At 44.7% G+C, this 18940-nt stretch carries 20 protein-coding genes; 5 read left to right on the top strand and 15 right to left on the bottom strand.

Going from position 1 to position 18940, the window contains the following annotated elements; genetic code table 11:
• The first annotated feature begins 68 nt into the window (after positions 1-68).
• Together VC82_RS15000 and VC82_RS14995 are read left to right on the top strand one after the other, a co-directional pair.
• The gene (locus VC82_RS15000; protein ID WP_045803087.1) at positions 69-1649 is read left to right on the top strand and encodes a sensor histidine kinase; all 1581 of its coding nucleotides are present in this window, start codon (positions 69-71) and stop codon (positions 1647-1649) included.
• Between the two features lie 6 nt (positions 1650-1655).
• A complete protein-coding gene (locus VC82_RS14995; RefSeq protein WP_045803086.1) occupies positions 1656-2372 on the top strand; it encodes a response regulator transcription factor in 717 nt (238 codons plus the stop codon).
• Between the two features lie 63 nt (positions 2373-2435).
• On the opposite strand, the gene VC82_RS14990 is transcribed toward VC82_RS14995, so the two are convergent.
• From VC82_RS14990 to VC82_RS14955, 8 genes are read right to left on the bottom strand one after another with little or no spacing between them, the layout of a single operon-like run.
• On the bottom strand, positions 2436-2939 hold the full coding sequence (locus VC82_RS14990; protein WP_045803085.1) for a gluconokinase: 504 nt from the start codon (positions 2937-2939) through the stop codon (positions 2436-2438).
• Positions 2936-3853 (bottom strand): tRNA (adenosine(37)-N6)-dimethylallyltransferase MiaA, encoded by a 918-nt coding sequence (gene miaA / locus VC82_RS14985; protein ID WP_045803084.1) that lies wholly within the window; start codon positions 3851-3853, stop codon positions 2936-2938. Before miaA ends, VC82_RS14990 begins: the two co-directional genes overlap by 4 nt.
• Positions 3853-4686 carry an ion transporter gene (locus tag VC82_RS14980; RefSeq protein WP_045803083.1) on the bottom strand — a complete coding sequence of 278 codons (834 nt, stop codon included), beginning with the start codon at positions 4684-4686 and terminating at the stop codon, positions 3853-3855. The genes miaA and VC82_RS14980 overlap by 1 nt, the downstream gene beginning before the upstream one ends.
• A gap of 3 nt (positions 4687-4689) precedes the next feature.
• A complete protein-coding gene (locus VC82_RS14975) occupies positions 4690-5979 on the bottom strand; it encodes an exonuclease domain-containing protein (RefSeq protein WP_045803082.1) in 1290 nt (429 codons plus the stop codon).
• Between the two features lie 47 nt (positions 5980-6026).
• Positions 6027-6680, bottom strand: a complete 654-nt coding sequence (locus VC82_RS14970) for a YggS family pyridoxal phosphate-dependent enzyme (protein WP_045803081.1) — start codon at positions 6678-6680, stop codon at positions 6027-6029.
• A 3-nt stretch (positions 6681-6683) separates the two neighbouring features.
• Positions 6684-7919: a DUF1015 domain-containing protein gene (locus VC82_RS14965; RefSeq protein WP_045803080.1), complete on the bottom strand. Its 1236-nt coding sequence runs from the start codon at positions 7917-7919 to the stop codon at positions 6684-6686.
• Position 7920: 1 nt separating this feature from the next.
• Entirely contained in the window at positions 7921-8808 is an 888-nt protein-coding gene (locus tag VC82_RS14960) for a 3-hydroxyacyl-CoA dehydrogenase family protein (protein WP_045803079.1), read from the bottom strand.
• Positions 8808-9776, bottom strand: a complete 969-nt coding sequence (locus VC82_RS14955; protein ID WP_045803078.1) for a Gfo/Idh/MocA family protein — start codon at positions 9774-9776, stop codon at positions 8808-8810. The genes VC82_RS14960 and VC82_RS14955 overlap by 1 nt, the downstream gene beginning before the upstream one ends.
• A 106-nt stretch (positions 9777-9882) precedes the next feature.
• Between VC82_RS14955 and VC82_RS14950 the strand changes: the two genes are divergently transcribed.
• The gene (locus tag VC82_RS14950; RefSeq protein ID WP_045803077.1) at positions 9883-10524 is read left to right on the top strand and encodes a protein-L-isoaspartate(D-aspartate) O-methyltransferase; all 642 of its coding nucleotides are present in this window, start codon (positions 9883-9885) and stop codon (positions 10522-10524) included.
• Positions 10525-10609: 85 nt separating this feature from the next.
• On the opposite strand, the gene smpB is transcribed toward VC82_RS14950, so the two are convergent.
• Positions 10610-11071, bottom strand: a complete 462-nt coding sequence (gene smpB, locus VC82_RS14945; protein ID WP_045803076.1) for an SsrA-binding protein SmpB — start codon at positions 11069-11071, stop codon at positions 10610-10612.
• A gap of 69 nt (positions 11072-11140) precedes the next feature.
• Here smpB and VC82_RS14940 point away from each other — a divergent pair, with 69 nt between their 5' ends.
• A complete protein-coding gene (locus VC82_RS14940) occupies positions 11141-11884 on the top strand; it encodes a DUF6503 family protein (RefSeq protein ID WP_045803075.1) in 744 nt (247 codons plus the stop codon).
• On the opposite strand, the gene VC82_RS14935 is transcribed toward VC82_RS14940, so the two are convergent.
• Positions 11881-12471 (bottom strand): SixA phosphatase family protein, encoded by a 591-nt coding sequence (locus VC82_RS14935; RefSeq protein ID WP_245615925.1) that lies wholly within the window; start codon positions 12469-12471, stop codon positions 11881-11883. The two genes, VC82_RS14940 and VC82_RS14935, sit on opposite strands and share 4 nt — an antisense overlap.
• Positions 12472-12488: 17 nt before the next feature.
• Here VC82_RS14935 and VC82_RS14930 point away from each other — a divergent pair, with 17 nt between their 5' ends.
• Positions 12489-14084: a PorP/SprF family type IX secretion system membrane protein gene (locus tag VC82_RS14930; RefSeq protein ID WP_045803074.1), complete on the top strand. Its 1596-nt coding sequence runs from the start codon at positions 12489-12491 to the stop codon at positions 14082-14084.
• A gap of 11 nt (positions 14085-14095) precedes the next feature.
• Here VC82_RS14930 and VC82_RS14925 read toward each other — a convergent pair whose 3' ends face one another.
• From VC82_RS14925 to VC82_RS14905, 5 genes are all read right to left on the bottom strand, one after another.
• Positions 14096-14692, bottom strand: coding sequence for a TetR/AcrR family transcriptional regulator (locus tag VC82_RS14925; RefSeq protein WP_045803073.1), 597 nt, complete (start codon positions 14690-14692; stop codon positions 14096-14098).
• Positions 14693-14775: 83 nt separating this feature from the next.
• On the bottom strand, positions 14776-15840 hold the full coding sequence (locus VC82_RS14920) for a dipeptidase (protein ID WP_045803072.1): 1065 nt from the start codon (positions 15838-15840) through the stop codon (positions 14776-14778).
• A gap of 8 nt (positions 15841-15848) precedes the next feature.
• A complete protein-coding gene (locus tag VC82_RS14915; RefSeq protein WP_045803071.1) occupies positions 15849-16961 on the bottom strand; it encodes a D-TA family PLP-dependent enzyme in 1113 nt (370 codons plus the stop codon).
• Positions 16962-16963: 2 nt separating this feature from the next.
• A complete protein-coding gene (locus tag VC82_RS14910; protein ID WP_045803070.1) occupies positions 16964-17431 on the bottom strand; it encodes a RidA family protein in 468 nt (155 codons plus the stop codon).
• A 104-nt stretch (positions 17432-17535) separates the two neighbouring features.
• Positions 17536-18849 carry a gluconate:H+ symporter gene (locus tag VC82_RS14905; protein WP_045803069.1) on the bottom strand — a complete coding sequence of 438 codons (1314 nt, stop codon included), beginning with the start codon at positions 18847-18849 and terminating at the stop codon, positions 17536-17538.
• Positions 18850-18940: the final 91 nt, after the last annotated feature.

Here is an 18940-nt window from a genome sequence, read left to right as displayed (position 1 = left end):
TTAACATTTTTGTTAAGGTTAGGTTAAACGGAAAAGGGGCTGAATGTTAAATTTTTAATTTTACCACAATGAACAAGAAGCTGTTTGTTCTTCTGGTCATTCTTATGAGCATGTCCCTGATCGGGATAATTTTTGTTCAAGGATATTGGATCAAAACTTCAGTAGAAGATAAGGAGGAACAGTTCTCAAATGTAGTGGCCGATGTTCTTGACAAAGTTGCTGAAAAGGTTGAGAGCAGAGAGAGAAAGGAGTATTTTGACCGATTGGCCACACTGATAGATAGCATCGGGAGCCCTAAGGCTACCCAATTGAAAAACTTCTTCTTCGTCGACAGGGATTTGAACTCGAATGAGATTCTTTTTTATTCCCATGGAATTCTCGAAGAAGATTATGGCATAACATCAACGTTCTTTGACAATCTCAGTGGTGACGATACCACCTCTATAAAAAATTATACCAGTAAGCGTACCAAAATCATTTTTAAAGAAGACTATGGGCTCGATGGAAAGAGCTATAAGCTGACCCCAATTCAAAAACTTGAAAAGTTAGGAGGACTCAGCAATATGGATAAGGCCCTCTTTGAAGACGTATTCATGGAGTACGCGAAAAGAGTGCCCATACACAAAAGGGTCTCAAAACAGGAATTGGAGTTGCTCTTGGATCAAGAGCTGAAAAACAGGGGCATTGACATCGACTACGAGTACGGAGTTTACAGTAGTGGATATCCCACGAAAATAAAATCGCGCAAGTTCAAATTTGCTGAATCGGGCATGTATAGGGCCCCCATTTTTAAAGACAGTGAAGGGCATACCAATTTTTCTCTGTTACTGACTTTTCCGAAGAAAAAGAAGTTCTTGTTGGAATCGATTATTGGAATGGCGGCACTTTCGCTCATTTTTACGCTTGTTATCGTAATCGCTTACTCAAGTGCCATTTACCAGTTGATAAAGCAGAAACAGATATCAGAGATCAAATCTGATTTTATCAACAACATGACCCACGAGTTCAAAACGCCGATAGCCACCATCAATTTGGCGGTTGAGGCCATACGAAATCCGAAGTCGTTGGAAGACCAAGAGAAAGTGTTACGCTACCTAGGTATGATCAAGGACGAAAACAAGCGAATGCATGCACAGGTAGAAAATGTACTGCGCATATCGAAGCTGGAGAAAAACCAGTTGGATATAAGTAAGGATAGGGTAGATGCCCACGACATTATTGAAGACGCCGTTACACATATAGAATTGATCGTAAAAGATAGGGGAGGGTATGTCAAGACACACCTAGAGGCGCCAAGCTCTGAAATATTGGCAAACGAAATGCATATGACCAACGTGGTGGTCAATATTCTTGACAACGCCGTGAAGTATTCGCCCGATGCCCCAAAAATTGATGTGTACACTGAAGTTGTCAAGAACCAATTGATTATAAAAATACAAGACCAAGGGGCCGGCATGAGCAAGGCGGTATTAAAAAAGGTCTTTGAAAAGTTTTACCGGGAACATACCGGTGACATACACAACGTGAAGGGACATGGCCTCGGCCTGGCCTACGTAAAAAAAATTGTTGAAGACCATCAGGGAGAGGTCTATGCAGAAAGCGAAAAGGGCAAAGGAAGCACTTTCTACATAAAACTCCCGTTAATTTAAAAAATTATGGAAACAGAGAACAAGAAAATACTTTTAGTTGAAGACGACCCCAACTTTGGCATTGTGCTGAAAGACTATCTTTCAATGAACAATTTTGACGTTGTTCTTGCCAAGAACGGGATGGAGGGTTTTGAGAAGTTTAAGAAAGACAATTTTGATGTCTGTATCTTGGATGTGATGATGCCCTACAAAGATGGGTTCACCCTTGCAAAGGAAATTCGCGAAAAGAACGAAAATGTGCCGATTATCTTCTTGACGGCAAAGACGATGAAAGAAGATGTGCTGAAGGGTTATAAGGCCGGGGCAGACGATTACCTGAACAAACCCTTTGATTCTGAGGTGCTGTTGATGAAACTTAAAGCAATTCTTCAAAGAAAGGCATCCAACACTTTGGCAGACAGCAAACAATTTGAATTTCAAATAGGAAACTTTCATTTTAATTCGAAGCTACGGTTCTTAAAATACAAAGATGAGGAACCCATAAAGCTTTCACCCAAAGAAAACGAACTGCTGAGGCTCTTGGCCCTACACGAAAACGACTTGATGCCGCGCGAGCTCGCTTTGACCAAAATTTGGCGAGACGACAACTATTTCACTTCCAGAAGTATGGATGTATACATTGCCAAACTCAGAAAATACTTGAAACGCGATGATTTGGTAGAAATATTGAACATTCACGGCGAGGGCTTCCGGTTGGTGGTCAAGTCTGAAAAAGAGAAGTAGAAATTGTTTTAGCTTACATTAAAAAAAACCATCCTTGTCGCCTCATCGGATGTTTTTTTTGTACTAATCGCTACCGTTCAGTTGCAGCAATACGCGCTCAACGATTTGCTCGGGAGATAGTGCAATAGAAACCGTAATGCCGTCTGTGGGAGGTTCAAGGGTCTCAAATTGCGATTGCAGCAGTGATTTGGGCATAAAATGTCCGCTTCTTTTCTCCAACCTGGAGGAAACCTCCTCCAAAGTTCCTTTTAGGTAAACAAATTCCACAAGATGTTCAATGTCTTTGGATAACAGTCTGCGATAACTCCTTTTCAGTGCTGAACAGGCAATCGTACAACCTGCGACACTGTGTTTCTTGGCAAGTTCGTTGAGTGTTTTCAGCCAACCCTCCCTATCATGGTCGTCAAGCGGTTTGCCCGAAGCCATTTTTTGAATATTTTCTTTAGGGTGAAAATCATCCCCATCAAAAAAGGGAACCGATAACGAAGATGCCAACAATTTTCCAATGGTGGTCTTGCCGGTACCTGACACCCCCATAACGAACAGCACACGCTTTGTCGCACTCATGATTCCGTTGCTATTTTATGATTGAGTTTGGCCACTATTTCATCTGTGGACATATCGTAATCGACCCAAAGTATAGAGGGTTTTTTTCTATACCAGGTCAGCTGTCGCTTTGCAAACCTTCGTGTATTCTTCTTGATCTCTGCTACTGCTTCGGCAAGGGTAGCAGTGCCGTCAAGATAATCGAACAGCTCTTTGTAGCCCACTGTTTGCAGGGCATTCAGTTCACGGTGTGCATAAAGCGACTTGGCCTCTTTTAACAGACCGTCTGCCATCATTTGGTCAACCCGCTGGTTTATTCGGTCGTAGATTGTTTCCCTATCTGCGCGAAGGCCTACATAGAAACTTTTAAATGGGCGGACAACCTTTTTCTGGTTTCGAAAAGAAGAGTACGGCTGGCCGGTGGCCATACATACTTCAAGGGCTCGGATCAAACGTTGTGGATTCTGCAGATCAACGGATCTATAGTATTTCGGATCGCGCTCTTTCAACTCTTCCTGTAAATGGGCCAACCCTTTTTCATTCAGTGCCGTTACCAGAGCCTTCCTGATTTTTGGGTCAATCTCTGGGAAATCATCGAGCCCTTTGACGACGGCATCTACATACAATGCACTACCACCGGCCATGATCACAAAATCTTTCTTTTTATATAATTCGGTAAGCTTGGCCAGGGCATCTCGTTCAAAATCACCTACCGTATAGGCTTCGAAAATGCTTTTGTGCTGAATAAAGTGATGCGGAGCCGCCGATAGCTCATCCGTGGTTGGTACTGCGGTGCCAATGGTCATTTCTTTATAAAACTGCCGTGAATCGGCAGAGAGTATTTCGGTGTCGTAATGTTGGGCCAAGGCAATGGCCAAACGGGTTTTGCCAATACCGGTGGGGCCTATTATACATACCAAAATCTTTTTGGCCATCAATCTTCCTCCAATTTATGCCCACATTTTCGACAGTAGTAAGCATCGTTTCTATGGATTTCTGCACCACAGTCAGAACAGCTTCTGCCGCTGCTTACAGAAAGGGCCTTATCTGAACGTGTGTATTCAGCGGAGACAATACCCGTGGGCACCGCAATTATACCATATCCTATAATCATTATGAGTGTTGCAAAAAACTGCCCTAAACCCGTTTGTGGGGAGATATCGCCGTACCCAACAGTTGTCAGTGTTACTATTGTCCAATAAATACTATGGGGAATGCTGTTGAATCCATGTTCTGGCCCTTCAATCAAGTACATGACCGTACCCAGAAGCACCGAGATGATCAGCATAAAAAATACGAAAATGAAAATCTTGGCCCTGCTGGCCTTAAGGGCCCGCAGCAGGTTGTTAGATTCTCCCACAAAACGAACCAATTTCAATATTCTAAAGATTCGCAGTAGCCTCAGGGCCCTAAAGGCTGTAATGTATTGCGAGCCCACTACAAAGAACGACAGGTACTTGGGAATAGTGGAAAGTAAGTCCACAACCCCAAAAAAGCTGAAGATATACTTGCTCGGTTTTTTAATGCAGATAATCCTTAAGATATATTCAATGGAAAAGAGAATGGTTACGACCCACTCTGAAATATCGAGAAAGCGATGATGTTTGGTGTCAAACCGTGGCACACTCTCAAGCATGACCACGATGATACTGTACAGAATGACAACCAGCAGAATAATGTCGAATATTTTTCCCGCACGGGTATGGGTACCATATATCACCTCATGAAGCTTGGCCCGCCAATTTTTGCTCGGTTTTTCCACTTTCAACGATTACTGCTTCAGTTCAACAATTTTTAAGGTCTTTTCTTTGCGCAGGTATGATTCGATGATGTGTGTGGTATGTGCATCACCTTTCATAGGGGTAATCAGCGATTCTAAGATATGAATATTATTGATTTGATGGTTCAGGTCAACGAAACCATATCCTTCAAGACAGCCATTTTTGATGAGAAATACAGAACGCTCGCCAATTTTTCGACCCTTGTCGGTCAACACGATGTCGCGGTTTTGGGTACTGTATTTTTTCAAAAGTCCTTTTATCTTGGCATTGTGCTCATTAGGGGACTTTTTCTTCGTTAAATCGTGTTGTTCGGCAAGCTGCTTCAAAAAAGACTTGGTGGCCTTTAAACTGCCAAAACTGCTCAAACGCTTGAGTTGGCCATTGGCCCTTTCAGCTTTCAGCGCAAGGAAGCCATTTGGGTCCTTATAAGCGTACACCCCATACGAAAAGCCGTTATAGGCCTTTTTTGTATTGTAGGGCGGGGTATTTTTTTTGATTTCCTCATATTCTTTCAACAGGGCCGCCAATTCGCTGCCCGTTTTTTCAAAGGTTACCCTTCTTGTTTCCTTTTGGAGGTTGCGGGCCCATTTGCTGCCGTTGGTAAAATGTTGGTTGACCTTTCTTTTGATATTCTTTGATTTGCCGATATAGATAATGTCCCCATCCCTGTTGTGAAGGTAGTAAACACCCGTCTCTTGGGGCATTTCCTCGACAATATCCAATTGGCGGGGAGAGAGTTCACCAAGGGTTTCGGCCCGTACCAGGTCTTTGACAATGGTCTTGTCGGTATCTTTGGCCAACAGCAGCTGAAATAACTTGAGCGTTGCCAAGGCATCACCGTTGGCACGGTGCCGATCACTTACCGGAATGCCCAGCGAGCGCACCAGTTTGCCCAAACTGTGCGATTCAGCATCGGGCAATAATCGCTTTGATAGATCAACGGTACAGAGTGTTTTTCGCTGAAAATCGTAGCCCAACCTTCTGAATTCGGTTCTGAGGATACGGTAATCAAACTGGGCGTTGTGGGCGACCAATACCGCTCCTTCGGTAATCTCAACGATTCGTTTGGCCACTTCATGAAACTTGGGTGCTGTTTTGAGCATGCGGCTGTTGATGCCGGTCAACTTGGCCACATAAGGCTGTACCTCGCGCTCTGGATTTACAAGGCTGATAAATGTATCGACCACTTCATGCCCGTCAAATCGGTGAACGGCAATTTCAATAATGCCTTCCTCATTGTATTTGCCTCCCGTGCTTTCAATATCAAGTATGGCGTACATTCAGCTGTTTTCCATAAGACCTGAAAGGCTGAAAACCCTTCTGTCCATTAATTTCTTGTTCCAAAGATACTACTTCCGATACGTACCATGGTACTGCCTTCTTCAATGGCTATCTGATAATCACCACTCATGCCCATTGAAAGCGTGTCAATGCCATCGAGTTTGGCCTTAAGGCCGATGTATAGTAATTTAAGGTATTTGAACTCTTTTCGTATCTGGTTCTCATCATCGGTAAAGGTGGCCATCCCCATAAGCCCCTTTATCCGCACGTTTTGCATATCAAGGAATGTTTCTGAGGATACCATTTCTTCAAGCTCTTGCTCGCTCAATCCGAATTTTGTGTCTTCCTCGGCTATGTGTACCTGCAGTAGACAGTCGATTGTACGAGCGTGTTTTTTGGCCTGTTTGTCGATTTCTTTCAAGAGTCGAAGACTGTCAACCCCATGAATCAACGATACATATTCAGCCATGTATTTTACCTTGTTACGCTGTACATGGCCAATCATGTGCCATGCGATGTCTTTGGGAAGCGCCTCCCATTTCTGGGTCATTTCTTGAATTTTGTTCTCACCGAACACGCGGTGGCCAGCTTCATAGGCCTGCATTATTTCTTCGGGTGATTTTGTCTTTGATACCGCAACCAGTGTGACACCTTCAGGAAGGCTGGCCTTTATTTTTAAAAGATTTTCTTTTATCGACATAATTCAAAGTTCATAAATCGTAAGTCCACTTCGCAATTTGGGTTCAATATAGGTGCTCTTGGGGGGCATTACCAACCCCGCATCGGCAATATTCTTTATTTCTTCTGTGGTAATGGGCACCAGACTGAAACCGACCTTAAAGTCGCCTTGGTCAATGCTGTCTTTCATCTTGATCAAATTGTACTTGCCATAGCCATAGGCAATGCGCTTGTCGTTGCGCAGGTCGTGAACACCCAATATGGGCTCTAAAATGGTTTTGTAGAGTATCTGCGTGTCAAGTTTGCTAAGCGCATCTGTAAATCGATAAACTTTTTTGCGCAGGTAGAGCGAATAGAATTCCCCATCAAGATACATGCTAAAATGGTGTTTCTTGGTGGGCCGGTACAGGTCGTCATCCCGTTTTTCAATTCTAAAGAATTCATCCAACCGTATTAAATATTCCTTTTTTGAAAGCCCGTTCAGGTCTTTTACCATTCGGTTGAATTCGTAAATCTTGATTTCAGACTCGGGAATCAGATAACTCATGAAAAAGTCATAGGGCGCCGATTCCGCATGTTTTTTTTGGCCAGCCCTTTTTCTTTGGGCATATAGTGTAGATGAGGCACTCCTGTGGTGGCCATCGGCAATGTAGAGGCATTCAATGGCCTTGAAGGCCCCTTGTAGATCGGCTATGGTATGTTCGTCGGAAATCTTCCAAAGCCGATGGCTTATCTTATCTGGAGTGGTAAAATCATACTCAGCGGGCTTCTGCATTTCGTTTTGCAAAATCGACGCTATCCCTTTGTTGTCAGGATAGGTCATCAAAACGGGCTCGGCATTGAAACCTACCGTTTCAAGATAGTCGGCAAAGAGCTGTTCTCTCTTTAAGATGGTATCCTCATGTTTTTTAATGACATCCTGCTCATAATCGGCGACACTCGTGGCACAGAACAGACCAAGGCTCTTGAACGTTTCCTTGCCGATTTGGTACAGGTAAAAGCTGGGGGCTTCATCTTTTAAAAAAACCCCGTTCTCCAAAAACTCGAGGTACCTGTTGTGTACCAGTTTGAACCGTTCGGCACCTTTGACCGATTGGTTGAATTTGAACCCCGGGTTGATGATGTGCAAAAACGAAAAAGGATTGTATTGCAGTACAGAACGCAACTCGTCGTTGCTATATTCTTCGTACGATCTTGAGGCTACGAACGGTGCTTTGTCTTTGACCGGCCTAATGGCCCTGAAAGGTTTTACAACCGCCATATCAACTGAACTGTGTCGAGACTTTTTCGGCCTTTCTAGATGCTGAGTAATTGTAAAAACCTTCGCCAGACTTGATCCCCAATTTACCCGCTGTTACCATGTTCACCAATAGTGGACAGGGGGCGTATTTCGGATTTTTAAATCCATCATACATCACATTGAGAATGGAAAGGCATACGTCTAGGCCGATAAAATCTGCCAATTGCAATGGCCCCATTGGGTGTGCCATGCCCAGTTTCATTACGGTATCGATTTCTTTGACACCGGCCACACCATTGTATAGGGTTTCAATGGCCTCATTGATCATGGGCATCAAAATACGGTTGGCCACAAAACCGGGATAGTCGTTCACCTCGGTAGGGGTCTTGCCCAATTTGACCGATAGGTCCATGATGGTTTCAGTGACCTCGTCTGAGGTACTGTACCCCCTGATGATCTCGACCAGTCTCATAATGGGTACCGGGTTCATGAAGTGCATGCCAATAACTTTGTCGGGCCTATTGGTGACGGCGGCAATTTGGGTTATTGATATGGAAGAGGTGTTGGTGGCCAAAATGGTGCCAGGTGCACACATGGCATCAAGATCATTGAAAATGTTCAGTTTTATATCGATGTTTTCGGTGGCGGCTTCCACCACCAAATCGACATTTTCAACACCTTCTTTCAAAACGGTGAAGGTGGAAATATTGTTGAGGGTTTGTACCTTGACATCTTCTGTAATGGTCTCTTTGGCCATCATTCTGTCCAAATTTTTCGTTATGGTGGCCAGCCCATTTTGCAGCGATTCATCAGAAATGTCTATCAGGTTTACCATAAACCCGTTTTGGGCAAAAACATGGGCGATGCCGTTGCCCATGGTGCCGGCACCGATAACTGCGATCTTTTTCATCAGACTTGGTTAAATGATTTTATTATTTGTAGGGCAACCTTGAGCGCATTGGCGCCCTGTTCTAAGGTCACCACTGGTTCTGTATCGTTGTTGATGGCCTCGGCAAAGGTCTCAAGCTCTTGCAAAATGGCATTGTTGGGCCGAATATCGGGGTTTTCGAAATAGATTTGTTTTTTCTCACCTTCGGCATTTTGCAGAATCATATCGAAATCCCCCGGATTTTCTGGGGCGTCCTTCATTTTTACCACCTCGACCTTTTTTTCCAAGAAATCCACCGAAATATAGGCATCCCTTTGAAAAAAGCGGGATTTGCGCATGTTCTTAAGCGAGATACGGCTCGATGTCAGGTTGGCCACACAGCCATTTTCAAAGGCAATTCGGGCATTGGCAATGTCGGGCGAATCACTGATGACCGACACCCCACTTGCATTGATCTGCTTTACTTCGGAGTTTACGACACTTAAAATGGCATCGATATCATGTATCATCAAATCGAGTACGACCGGTACATCGGTGCCACGGGGGTTAAATTCTGCCAGACGATGTGTTTCAATGAACATGGGGTTGTCAATGGCATCTTTTACCGCCAAAAAGGCCGGGTTGAACCGTTCAACATGTCCCACCTGCGCCTTGACACCGTATCGATCTTTCATTTCAATGAGTTTTTCGGCCTCTTCAAGGGTGTTGGTCACCGGTTTCTCGATAAAGACATGTTTGCCTTTTTCAATAGCTTTTTCGGCACAATCGTAGTGCGATAGGGTGGGAGTCACAATATCGACCATATCAACGGCATCTATCAACTTGTTGATGTTGTCGAAATACCGATAACCAAACTCATCGGCCACTTTTTTCGCATTTATCTCATCGGGGTCGTAAAAGCCGACCAAATCATAATACGCTGACTCTTGCAGTAATCGTAGATGAATTTTACCCAAATGCCCTGCGCCGAGCACGCCTGCCTTTAGCATAGTATCTGTTTTTGCCAAAAATACATATATGGATGCTTAAATCGAAACGGCGGATGTCTAAAGTTCGGGCAGAACTTTTTAAATTCGCCATGACCAAACCAAAACAGTGAAAGATACACACAAACATAAGGGCATGCGCAACAAGTTGGCTGAGGTGGTGGCCAGCAAGGGAATCAAAGATAGTAGGGTGCTTGAAGCGATCAGAACGGTTCCGCGCCACCTTTTTTTGGACAGTGGTTTTGAAGACCATGCCTATCAAGACAAAGCGTTTCCGATAGGGGCAGAGCAGACCATTTCACAACCCTATACAGTTGCTTTTCAAACTGAGCTGTTGCAGGTGAAGCCGGGCGATAAGATTTTGGAAATAGGTACCGGAAGCGGTTATCAGGCGGCCGTTCTTCTTCATTTGAAAGCAAAGGTCTATACCATTGAGCGCCAACAAGAATTGTTCAAGAAGACAAGGCTTTTTTTTGAGAAAATGGGCTATCGGCCCAAAAAGATGGTATTCGGCGACGGCTACAAGGGCCTGCCCCAAGAAGCGCCCTTCGATGGCATCATTGTCACCGCAGGGGCCCCAGAGGTGCCCAAGGCATTGCTCTCACAGCTGAAAGTTGGTGGCAGGTTGGTCATTCCGGTTGGTATCGAAGAGCAGACCATGGTACTTTTTGAACGAAAGTCTGAAAAGAAGTTCGAGAAAAAGGAGATGGGCGCTTTTCGCTTTGTGCCCATGTTGGGAGATAAGAACTGAACTGTTCTCGATACATCGCGATATGAAAGGTCGGGATACCCGAATTGAAAACTTCCATTCAAAATACAGGAAAAAAAAGAATTGTTCAATTGTTATAACTCTTCTTGATACGCGATAAATTTCGCTTGCTCTCCCTTTCTTTAATGGTCTCGCGCTTATCGTACAGCTTTTTGCCCCGCGCCAGGCCAATGTTCAATTTGGCAAGTCCCCGGTCATTGATGAACAGATTGAGCGGAATAATGGTAAGCCCCGAAGTGGTCACCTCTTTACGTAATTTTCTAAGCTCCCCTTTGTTCAGCAACAGCTTGCGTTCGGCCTTTGGCCGGTGGTTGTAATGGGTGCCATGCGAATACTCGTCGATTTGCATATTGATGACGAACAATTCACCCTTATCATTAAATTCGCAAAAACTTTGTGATAGGGAGGCCTTGCCCAAACGAATCGATTTGATCTCGGTGCCCGACAATACGATGCCCGCAGTGTATTTATCTAGAATCTCATAGTCGAAACGGGCTCTTTTGTTCTTTATGTTGATGGTATTCTGCATGGGACACAAAAATAAGCAGATTTGTAATGTCAGGGGCCGTTTTGCGAACTTCCTATTAAAATTAAGGCAATGATATATTTAGTTGTGTTGCTACTGGTATGCTTTGGATCGTGTTTGAATGAATCAAAAAAGTCCATTACGGCCCAACAGGTTGTGGACAAGGCCATCGAGGTGTCTGGGGGAAAGCTACACAATACCCACACCGTATCATTTGATTTTCGCGGCAAAACATATGAAGCCAACGTTATCAACGGAAAAAAAATCTTAAAGCGGATTTCTAGAACCGATTCGTTGAAGATCACCGATGTTCTTACCAACAACGATTTTCAGCGATTTGTGAACGATAGCCTTGTAACATTGCCCGACTCAATGGCCAACCGGTACGCCAATTCAGTCAATTCTGTACACTATTTTACACGATTGCCCCTAGGCCTGAACGACAGGGCAGTGAACAAAGAACTGTTGGGAGAGGCGGTTATAAAAAACAAGAAATACTATAAGGTCAAAGTGACCTTTGATCAAGAGGGTGGCGGCGATGATTTTGAGGATACCTACCTGTATTGGTTTGACAAAGAAACCTTTAAGCCCGATTATTTGGCATACGAGTTTCACGTGAACGGTGGGGGTATCCGGTTTCGCGAAGCCTACAATGAACGCTATGTTAACGGCATTCGGTTTGTGGACTACAACAATTATAAGCCAAAGGAAAAAGCAATTGATTTCTTTGCCATTGACAGCCTTTTTGGGGCGGGCAATCTAGAGTTGCTCTCAAAAATAGAACTCAAGAACGTTCACGTTGAAAAGAATCCTTAATGCATGTTCAGCAAAATATCGGTGGCCTTGCCATCGATGATTCTTACTATAAAGAGACTACTGTTGTCTGAATCGTCCATCTGATTGTATTTTTCGACCCCCAATAGTTTGTTGACCAGCATCGGCGTGGTATTGCTATGGCCCACGATCAATACATTGAGGCCCTCGTTCTGTAGTTTGAAATCTTCAATGTCTAAACTGCTTGGGTCATAATATTTGATATCGATGTCCTTTTTTACCGAGGTAGGGGCAGCGGTCATAGAAGTACGCTCGTAGTTGGTCGAATAAATGGCATCGAGCGGAATCGGATCAAAGATCTCTGCCCATTTCAACGCCCGGGTAAGTCCGTCTTGGTTCAGTTCCGGATCAGGATTATCAGGGTCTGTACGGTCCTTTTCGGCATGTCGTATCAGATAAAAAGTGGTAATGACCGGTTCGCCCTCATAATCATTTTTTTCCTCCGTTCCTTTACATGAAAAAAATAATACTATTAAAGAAGAAAAGATAAAAACCTTGCAGAAATTCATTAGTTTTATCATGTTGACGTTGTTCAGGTTACTATTCTCTACCAACGCTAAAAATAGCATTAAATTTTAATATTGATATGCGAAACGTTCTTGTTTTGGGCCTGTTCCTATGCTTGCATATCATAGTGTTGGCACAAGATGTTTCGTTGCCCGAAGATATGCGACAGCATAATCTCAAACAATTCAATTCAAGTCTTTTCAACCCTACTTTTTCTTACGACCGAAATAACCCGAACTCACTTTCGGTTTGGAGCCGTTGGCAATGGCAGCGCATTGATGGAAACCCCACCACATTGTTCTTCAATTATTCTGGGCGTATTACGCCCGAATCTTCATTTGGGGTGGGATTTTTGCAGAACAACACGGGAATCTTTCTCAATAGGGGCGCCCTTTTGAACTATGCCCATTCCTTTTTTCTTGGAGGGGAGACCACTCTCTTGGTAGGTGCCAACGTATTTGGGTTTCAACAAGAACTTGCCGATGACCGTTTTGTGGAAGACAATGAATTGGATTTGCCCCAGCTCGAAACTTCGAACAGTTTTGTTTTACAGATGACCCCCGGGGTACGCCTTCAGTCAGGTGCGTTCTCTGTGGGGATGGCCTTGGAAAATGTTCTTGACCTAAACTTAAGCGACACTGATAGGGAAGCATCTGATGTGATTTTTAATGGGGTCATGGGTTACGACCTGCCCGTCTACCTGTTCGATGCAGCTGGCGAAAGCTATGTAAGACCATTGCTATATGTGCGGTCCAGACTGAATGCCGACACACAGATAGGCTTGAATGCGTTGCTTTCCAGCTCCATTTTTTGGGTACAGGGTGGTTACAACAGTTTTTACGGCTTTTCGGCAGGTGTAGGGGCAACCTTGTTCGAAAAATTCTCAATTGGTGCGTTGGCTGAATTTTCCACAGACCAAGAACTTTCCCGTGAGCAATCGACAATCGAACTTATTGCCTCTTATCACTTTGGGAAAGGAAAGAATAGAGAGACCATGGAAGAAGCCGATGATGCACCGGCAGAACAAATTCCCATTGAACCAAGTGAAGAGCCTGCTGTAGAAGAAAATGAAGAAGTTGAACGGAAAGCCGAAGAGCAACGCAAAAAAGAAGAGAGACAAGCAGCATTGGCACAAGAAAGGAAACGTAAACAGGATTCCATTGCTGCAGCTGAACGATTGAAAAAGCAGCGTGATTCCATTGCGATGTTAGAGGAGGCGACCGAAAAGTTGAAAAAACAACAAGATTCGATAGCCCAGGTCAAACAGAACGAAGAGCGGCTCAAAAAAGAAAAAGACTCACTTGAAAAGGCAGCCCAACGCGAGCGACAATTATTGGCCGAGCAGCGTAAAAAGGATAGTATTGCCAAAGCCGTTGAAGAAAAGGTAGAGGTGAAGCCCGGTGAAAAATACGAAGAGGTGACCACGGCCGATGGTCTCGAACCCGGCTTCTACCTCATCGCCAATGTGTTCGGCACCAAAAAATATTTTGATGCCTTTATGAAGGATTTAAAGGCCAAGGGCCTCGAGCCCAAATCGTTCTTCAGAGAGCTGAACGGCTACAACTATGTGTATTTAGAACGTTATGATACCATTGAAGAGGCCCGAAAGGCACGCGACAGCAAATATTATGGAAAATACCCAGACAAGACTTGGATTTTCAGGGTGAAGCAATAATATCTTAAAAACTATTTTTTGATTTCTTTCATGACCAACTGCTCAAGGTAGGCAGTGGTGTTCATCAGGTATTTTCGGTCACGGGTCATGGTCGCCATGGCCACGGCCCCCTGAAGCATGGTGTACAGCTGTTTGGCGAACTGAAGTGGTGTTACCGGCAGGTATATTTCACGGCTGTTTACCCCGTTCTCGAGCACGAGGGCAATCTTCCCCTCGACTTCTTTAATGGTTTCTTTGGCTGCAGCGGCCAATAACTCGTTGTTGTGCTGGGCATCGACCCCTACGTTGAGTATCGGACAACCGCCCATGGGCAACGTAAAAACATCGTATTGCCTGTAAAAGTTGAGCAGCGAGAATATTTTCTTCATTGCGGTGCCCTCAACCCCCAATTTTTCATCCAAGGCTTCGAGCAACTTGTTGCGGTTATACTCGAAGGCCGAAAGGGCCAAAGCTTCTTTATTCTCAAAATTACCATAGATGGCACCCTTCGTCAAGCCAGTGGCATCGGTCAAATCGCTCATGCTGGTGCCCACGTAACCAAACTTGTTGAAGATGGGAGCTACGGTTTCGATTATGTACGCTGTGGTTCGTTCGGCTTTGGTCGACATTTTGGTGATTGGTAATTCGAGACTAATATATGAAAATATATATACTGTATGGTATGAATGAAATGTTATCCTTTCATAAAAGATCATCTCCAGGCCTGCTGCAAGAAACGAATGAAATTTCCTTGCATAATACGGGTGATGTCATTTTTTGAATAGCCCCTTTTTTTAAGCAAATCAGGTAGTTTCTGTAAGTCGGCAATGGTATCTAGGTCGGTTGGGCACTGTTCTTTTCCGAATGCGCCATCCAAATCAGTACCGATGCCAACATGCAGGGCATTCCCCGCAAGTTGACAGATATGGTCAATGTTGTCTGCCATTTGCTCTAAACTGACACCCATATCTTGGGGCGTCGATTTGCCGCGTATCCAGTTGGGTACCATCATCCATGCATCTAGCGCAACCCCGATTACAGACTTTCTTTTTATGAGTTCTTTTATCTGCAAATCAGAAAATTGCCGATTATGGTCAACCAATGCCCTACAGTTGTTATGGCTTGCCCATACAGGGCCCTTATAAGTGTCCAAGGTTTCCCAAAAACTGGTGTCGCACAAGTGGGTCACATCCAAAATTAGGTTCAGTTCTTCTACTTTTTTGAGTAGTTCACGTCCTTTTCTGCCAATTCCACCGTCGGCATTGGTTCCGTGTGCATATACCCCGGGACCATAATGCGCAGGCCCAATGGCCCTTAACCCCGATTCGTACGATTTCTCCAAATAGTGTATGTCAACAATCGAATCGGCTCCTTCTAGGCTCAGAATATAGCCTATGGGCTTATTTGAACCACCATTTGTCCACAGTGCAAAGTGGGTATTTAGTTCTTCAGTATTGGTAATCTGCACCATTTCTCCCGCCTCTTCCATACTCTTGTACCATGCGAGCTGGCCTTGGGTCTGTGCCCAAGCCTGTTGTTGTGAATGCCAGCCGGGCAGGGTGCTGTCATCACTTACATAACGGGCTATCTGTGTGGCCACGCACAAGCCGATGTTGCCATCTCGCATGGCGGGCAGCGAAACTGTATTGTTGCCTCGGTCAGGTTTGTCGTTCATACCCTTTTCACGCTCCCTGATTTTGGCAACTGGCAAGGTAAGGTCACGGTTCCACTCCATGGCGTTCATGGCAAGGTCCAAATGGGCATCGAATATGAACATTGTGTTATCTAAATAGTGATTTTATTGCTTCTTGCGGCCACTTTCCAAACAGCTTCCACTTGGTTGTTTCTTGCCACATAAACCTCATCGTATCGTGCAACCGTTGGACAAATATGATAGGGTATGGCATAGAAAAGATCACCTACGTTATATTGGTTGGAATTTTCAGAACGAACGACCAGGTGCTCTTCACTGTGTTTTATTTGTTCGCTCTTACTTTCTAGGTTCAAAAATTTCACTCTTGGGAACGGCATTTCTGGGGCGACCGATTTATGCCCAAGGTCCAGGCAAAAATGGTTTGGGGCAGGCTTACTGACAATACGGGTTATCAAAACCGCGGCGCACTCAAAGTCAAGTTCGGGCAAAATGTCGCTATAGCCTTGGTCCCAGAGCAGGGTAGTGCCGGGCGATTTTTGAACGTTTTTGCGCTTACAGTGTACCGGAAAAGTGGGTGATCCGCCCACCACTATATCAGGAACTTCCATTCCCAGTTTGATAATGTCGTCTTTCAATTGCTCCACTTGTTCAAAAGCTGTATCACATGCTGTTTTACGCTTTTGGAAGTCGGGATTTCGAAAATGGCCATCATATACGTGCAGGCCCTTTGCCGTTAGGTTTGGTGATTCAGCAATCGCCGTGTAGCATTTTACAGCGGAGCTGTCAGGAGGTATTCCCGTCCGGTTCATGCCATTATTGACATCCAACCAGACATGTATCTGCATTCCATTCTTGCTGGCAGCAGCCTGTAACCCATCAATGGTTCCAATGTTGTCTACCAAGGTTGAAAAAGTGGTGTCTGCATATTTTTTGGTCAGTTGCACATACCTATCAATAGTTGCACCCACAGGTTGCATGGCCAAAAGCACGTCTTTCACTTTACAGATTGCCAATAGCTCGGCCTCGGCTATTGTGGCACATTTGAATTTATCGATCCCCTGGTCTAGCTGCATGTTCACTATATCGGCCATTTTATAGGTCTTTACGTGTGGCCTGAGTGAACTTGGGCCACCCGCCATCTTGATCATGGTTGCTATGTTTTTGGAAATACGCTCGGGGTATACCACCAAAGACGGTGTAACCAAATGATCGGTATTATGCAGTACGTACCAATCTTGTGGCATGGCTATTTGTATAATTCAAACATGGCCTCAATTTCGACCGGAATGTTGTCGGGCAACATCATGCCCACGGCACTTCTGACACCGATGCCGTTTTCGTTGCCAAAAACGTCTGCCATCAATTCGCTGAAACCATTGATTACGTAGGGGTGTTGCTCAAAATCAGGGGTGCAGTTCACCATTCCCAGTACCTTGACCACCCTTTTAATTTTGTCCAAACTTCCAAAATGTGTCATAATGGTAGAAAGCATGGTGAGCCCCACTTGGCGTGCCGCTTGCTTCGCTTGGTCTTTGTCCATAGTGTCGCCTGCCCGTCCCTTGATCAGCGAACCATCAAAGTCAACAGTGCCTTGCCCCGAAACGTACAAAAAATTATCAACCACCAATATGGGTCTATAAACGCCCAAAGGTTTTGGTGCCGGTGGAAATTTCAAATTCAGTTCTTTGATCCTTTCTGAAGGAGGCGTTTTCATATTATTCAATTTTCAGTAATACAAACAAGTTATGCTTTTTAAAACTTCTCGACTGCGCTCGAAGTGACAGATTTTAATGTTTGTAAATGAATGCCCTATCATTTTTAAAGTATTGCGTTTAGGGCCAAAACACCCAACAGACCCATGATGCCCACAAGGGTTTCCATTACTGTCCAGGTGGCCAGTGTTTCTTTGACAGTGAGATTGAAATATTCTTTGAACATCCAAAAACCTGTATCGTTGACATGCGAAAGCATCAAACTGCCAGACCCGATGGCCAGCACCATCAATTCAGTGCTTACCCCGGTACCCGAGGCCAGCGGCAACACAATACCAGCTGCAGTCAAACCGGCTACGGTGGCCGAACCCACACTTACGCGAATGGCAGTTGCGATGAGCCATGCCAGAATCAAGGGTGAAACACTGGATCCCTCAAGGGTGGCAGCGATGTAATCACTCACCTTACTGTCTATCAACACCTCTTTCAAGGCACCGGCCCCTGCGATGATGAGCAATATCATGGTGATGCTCGATACGGATGCAGAGAGCGACTTCATAACGGTTTTCATGGTCTTGCCCCTTGCCACACCCAGGGTGTACACCGCAACCAGTACTGATATCAATAGGGCGATTACAGGATTTCCTATAAAGACCAAAATGTTTTGCAACAAGCCTTCGTTCAACAATTGCTCAGCACCAATGCCCAAACCGATCAAAATAATGGGTGAAAGGGCACTCAAGATACTATTGGTGGTAGAGGGAAGCTTTTCTTCGGGAATCAACTCGGGATTATAAAATTCTTCCAAGGGTTTCGCCTCTATGTTTTTTATAGTGCGGGCAAACAATGGCCCCGCCACCAAAATCGCTGGAATGGCAATGATGATACCGTACAACAGTGTTTTTCCGATATCTGCATTGAACATAGCCGCAATGGCGGTGGGAGCAGGGTGGGGGGGCAGATAGCCATGGGTGACCGACAAAGATGTCAACATGGGAAGGCCCACATAGAGCAGGGGAAGCCCTGTTGACATTGCAATGGTGAACACCAAGGGAATCAAAATAACGAAGCCTACCGAATAGAACATGGGTATCCCCACAATAAAACCCGTTACAACCATGGCCCATTGTACGTTTTTTACCCCGAACTTGTCAACCAGTTTTGTGGTGATACGTTGGGCGGCACCACTATCAGCAACCAATTTGCCCAACATGGCACCCAACCCCAAGATCAACACCAAAAAACCCAGCGTATTCCCGATGCCCCTTTGAATGGATTTGACGAGTAACTCTAGATCCATCCCCTGGAAAATTCCGACAAAGAGACAAACGATAATGAATGCCAAAAATGCGTTGAGTTTTACCCGGGCAATCAATAAAAAAAGCAGTAGAATGCCCAAAAGGGCGATAACAATTGGCATGGTATAGGTCTGAATAGCTGCTAAAATAAAGATTTGGTGCAAAAAAGTGCAGCTATTTCCTTAAAAACAAAAAGTCCTTCCCCGATTGTTT

It is taken from the genome of Flagellimonas lutaonensis, assembly GCF_000963865.1.
Taxonomy (GTDB): Bacteria; Bacteroidota; Bacteroidia; order Flavobacteriales; family Flavobacteriaceae; genus Flagellimonas_A; species Flagellimonas_A lutaonensis.
The sequence above is the reverse complement of the archived record's forward strand: the minus strand, read 5'-3'. Positions and strand labels throughout refer to the sequence as shown.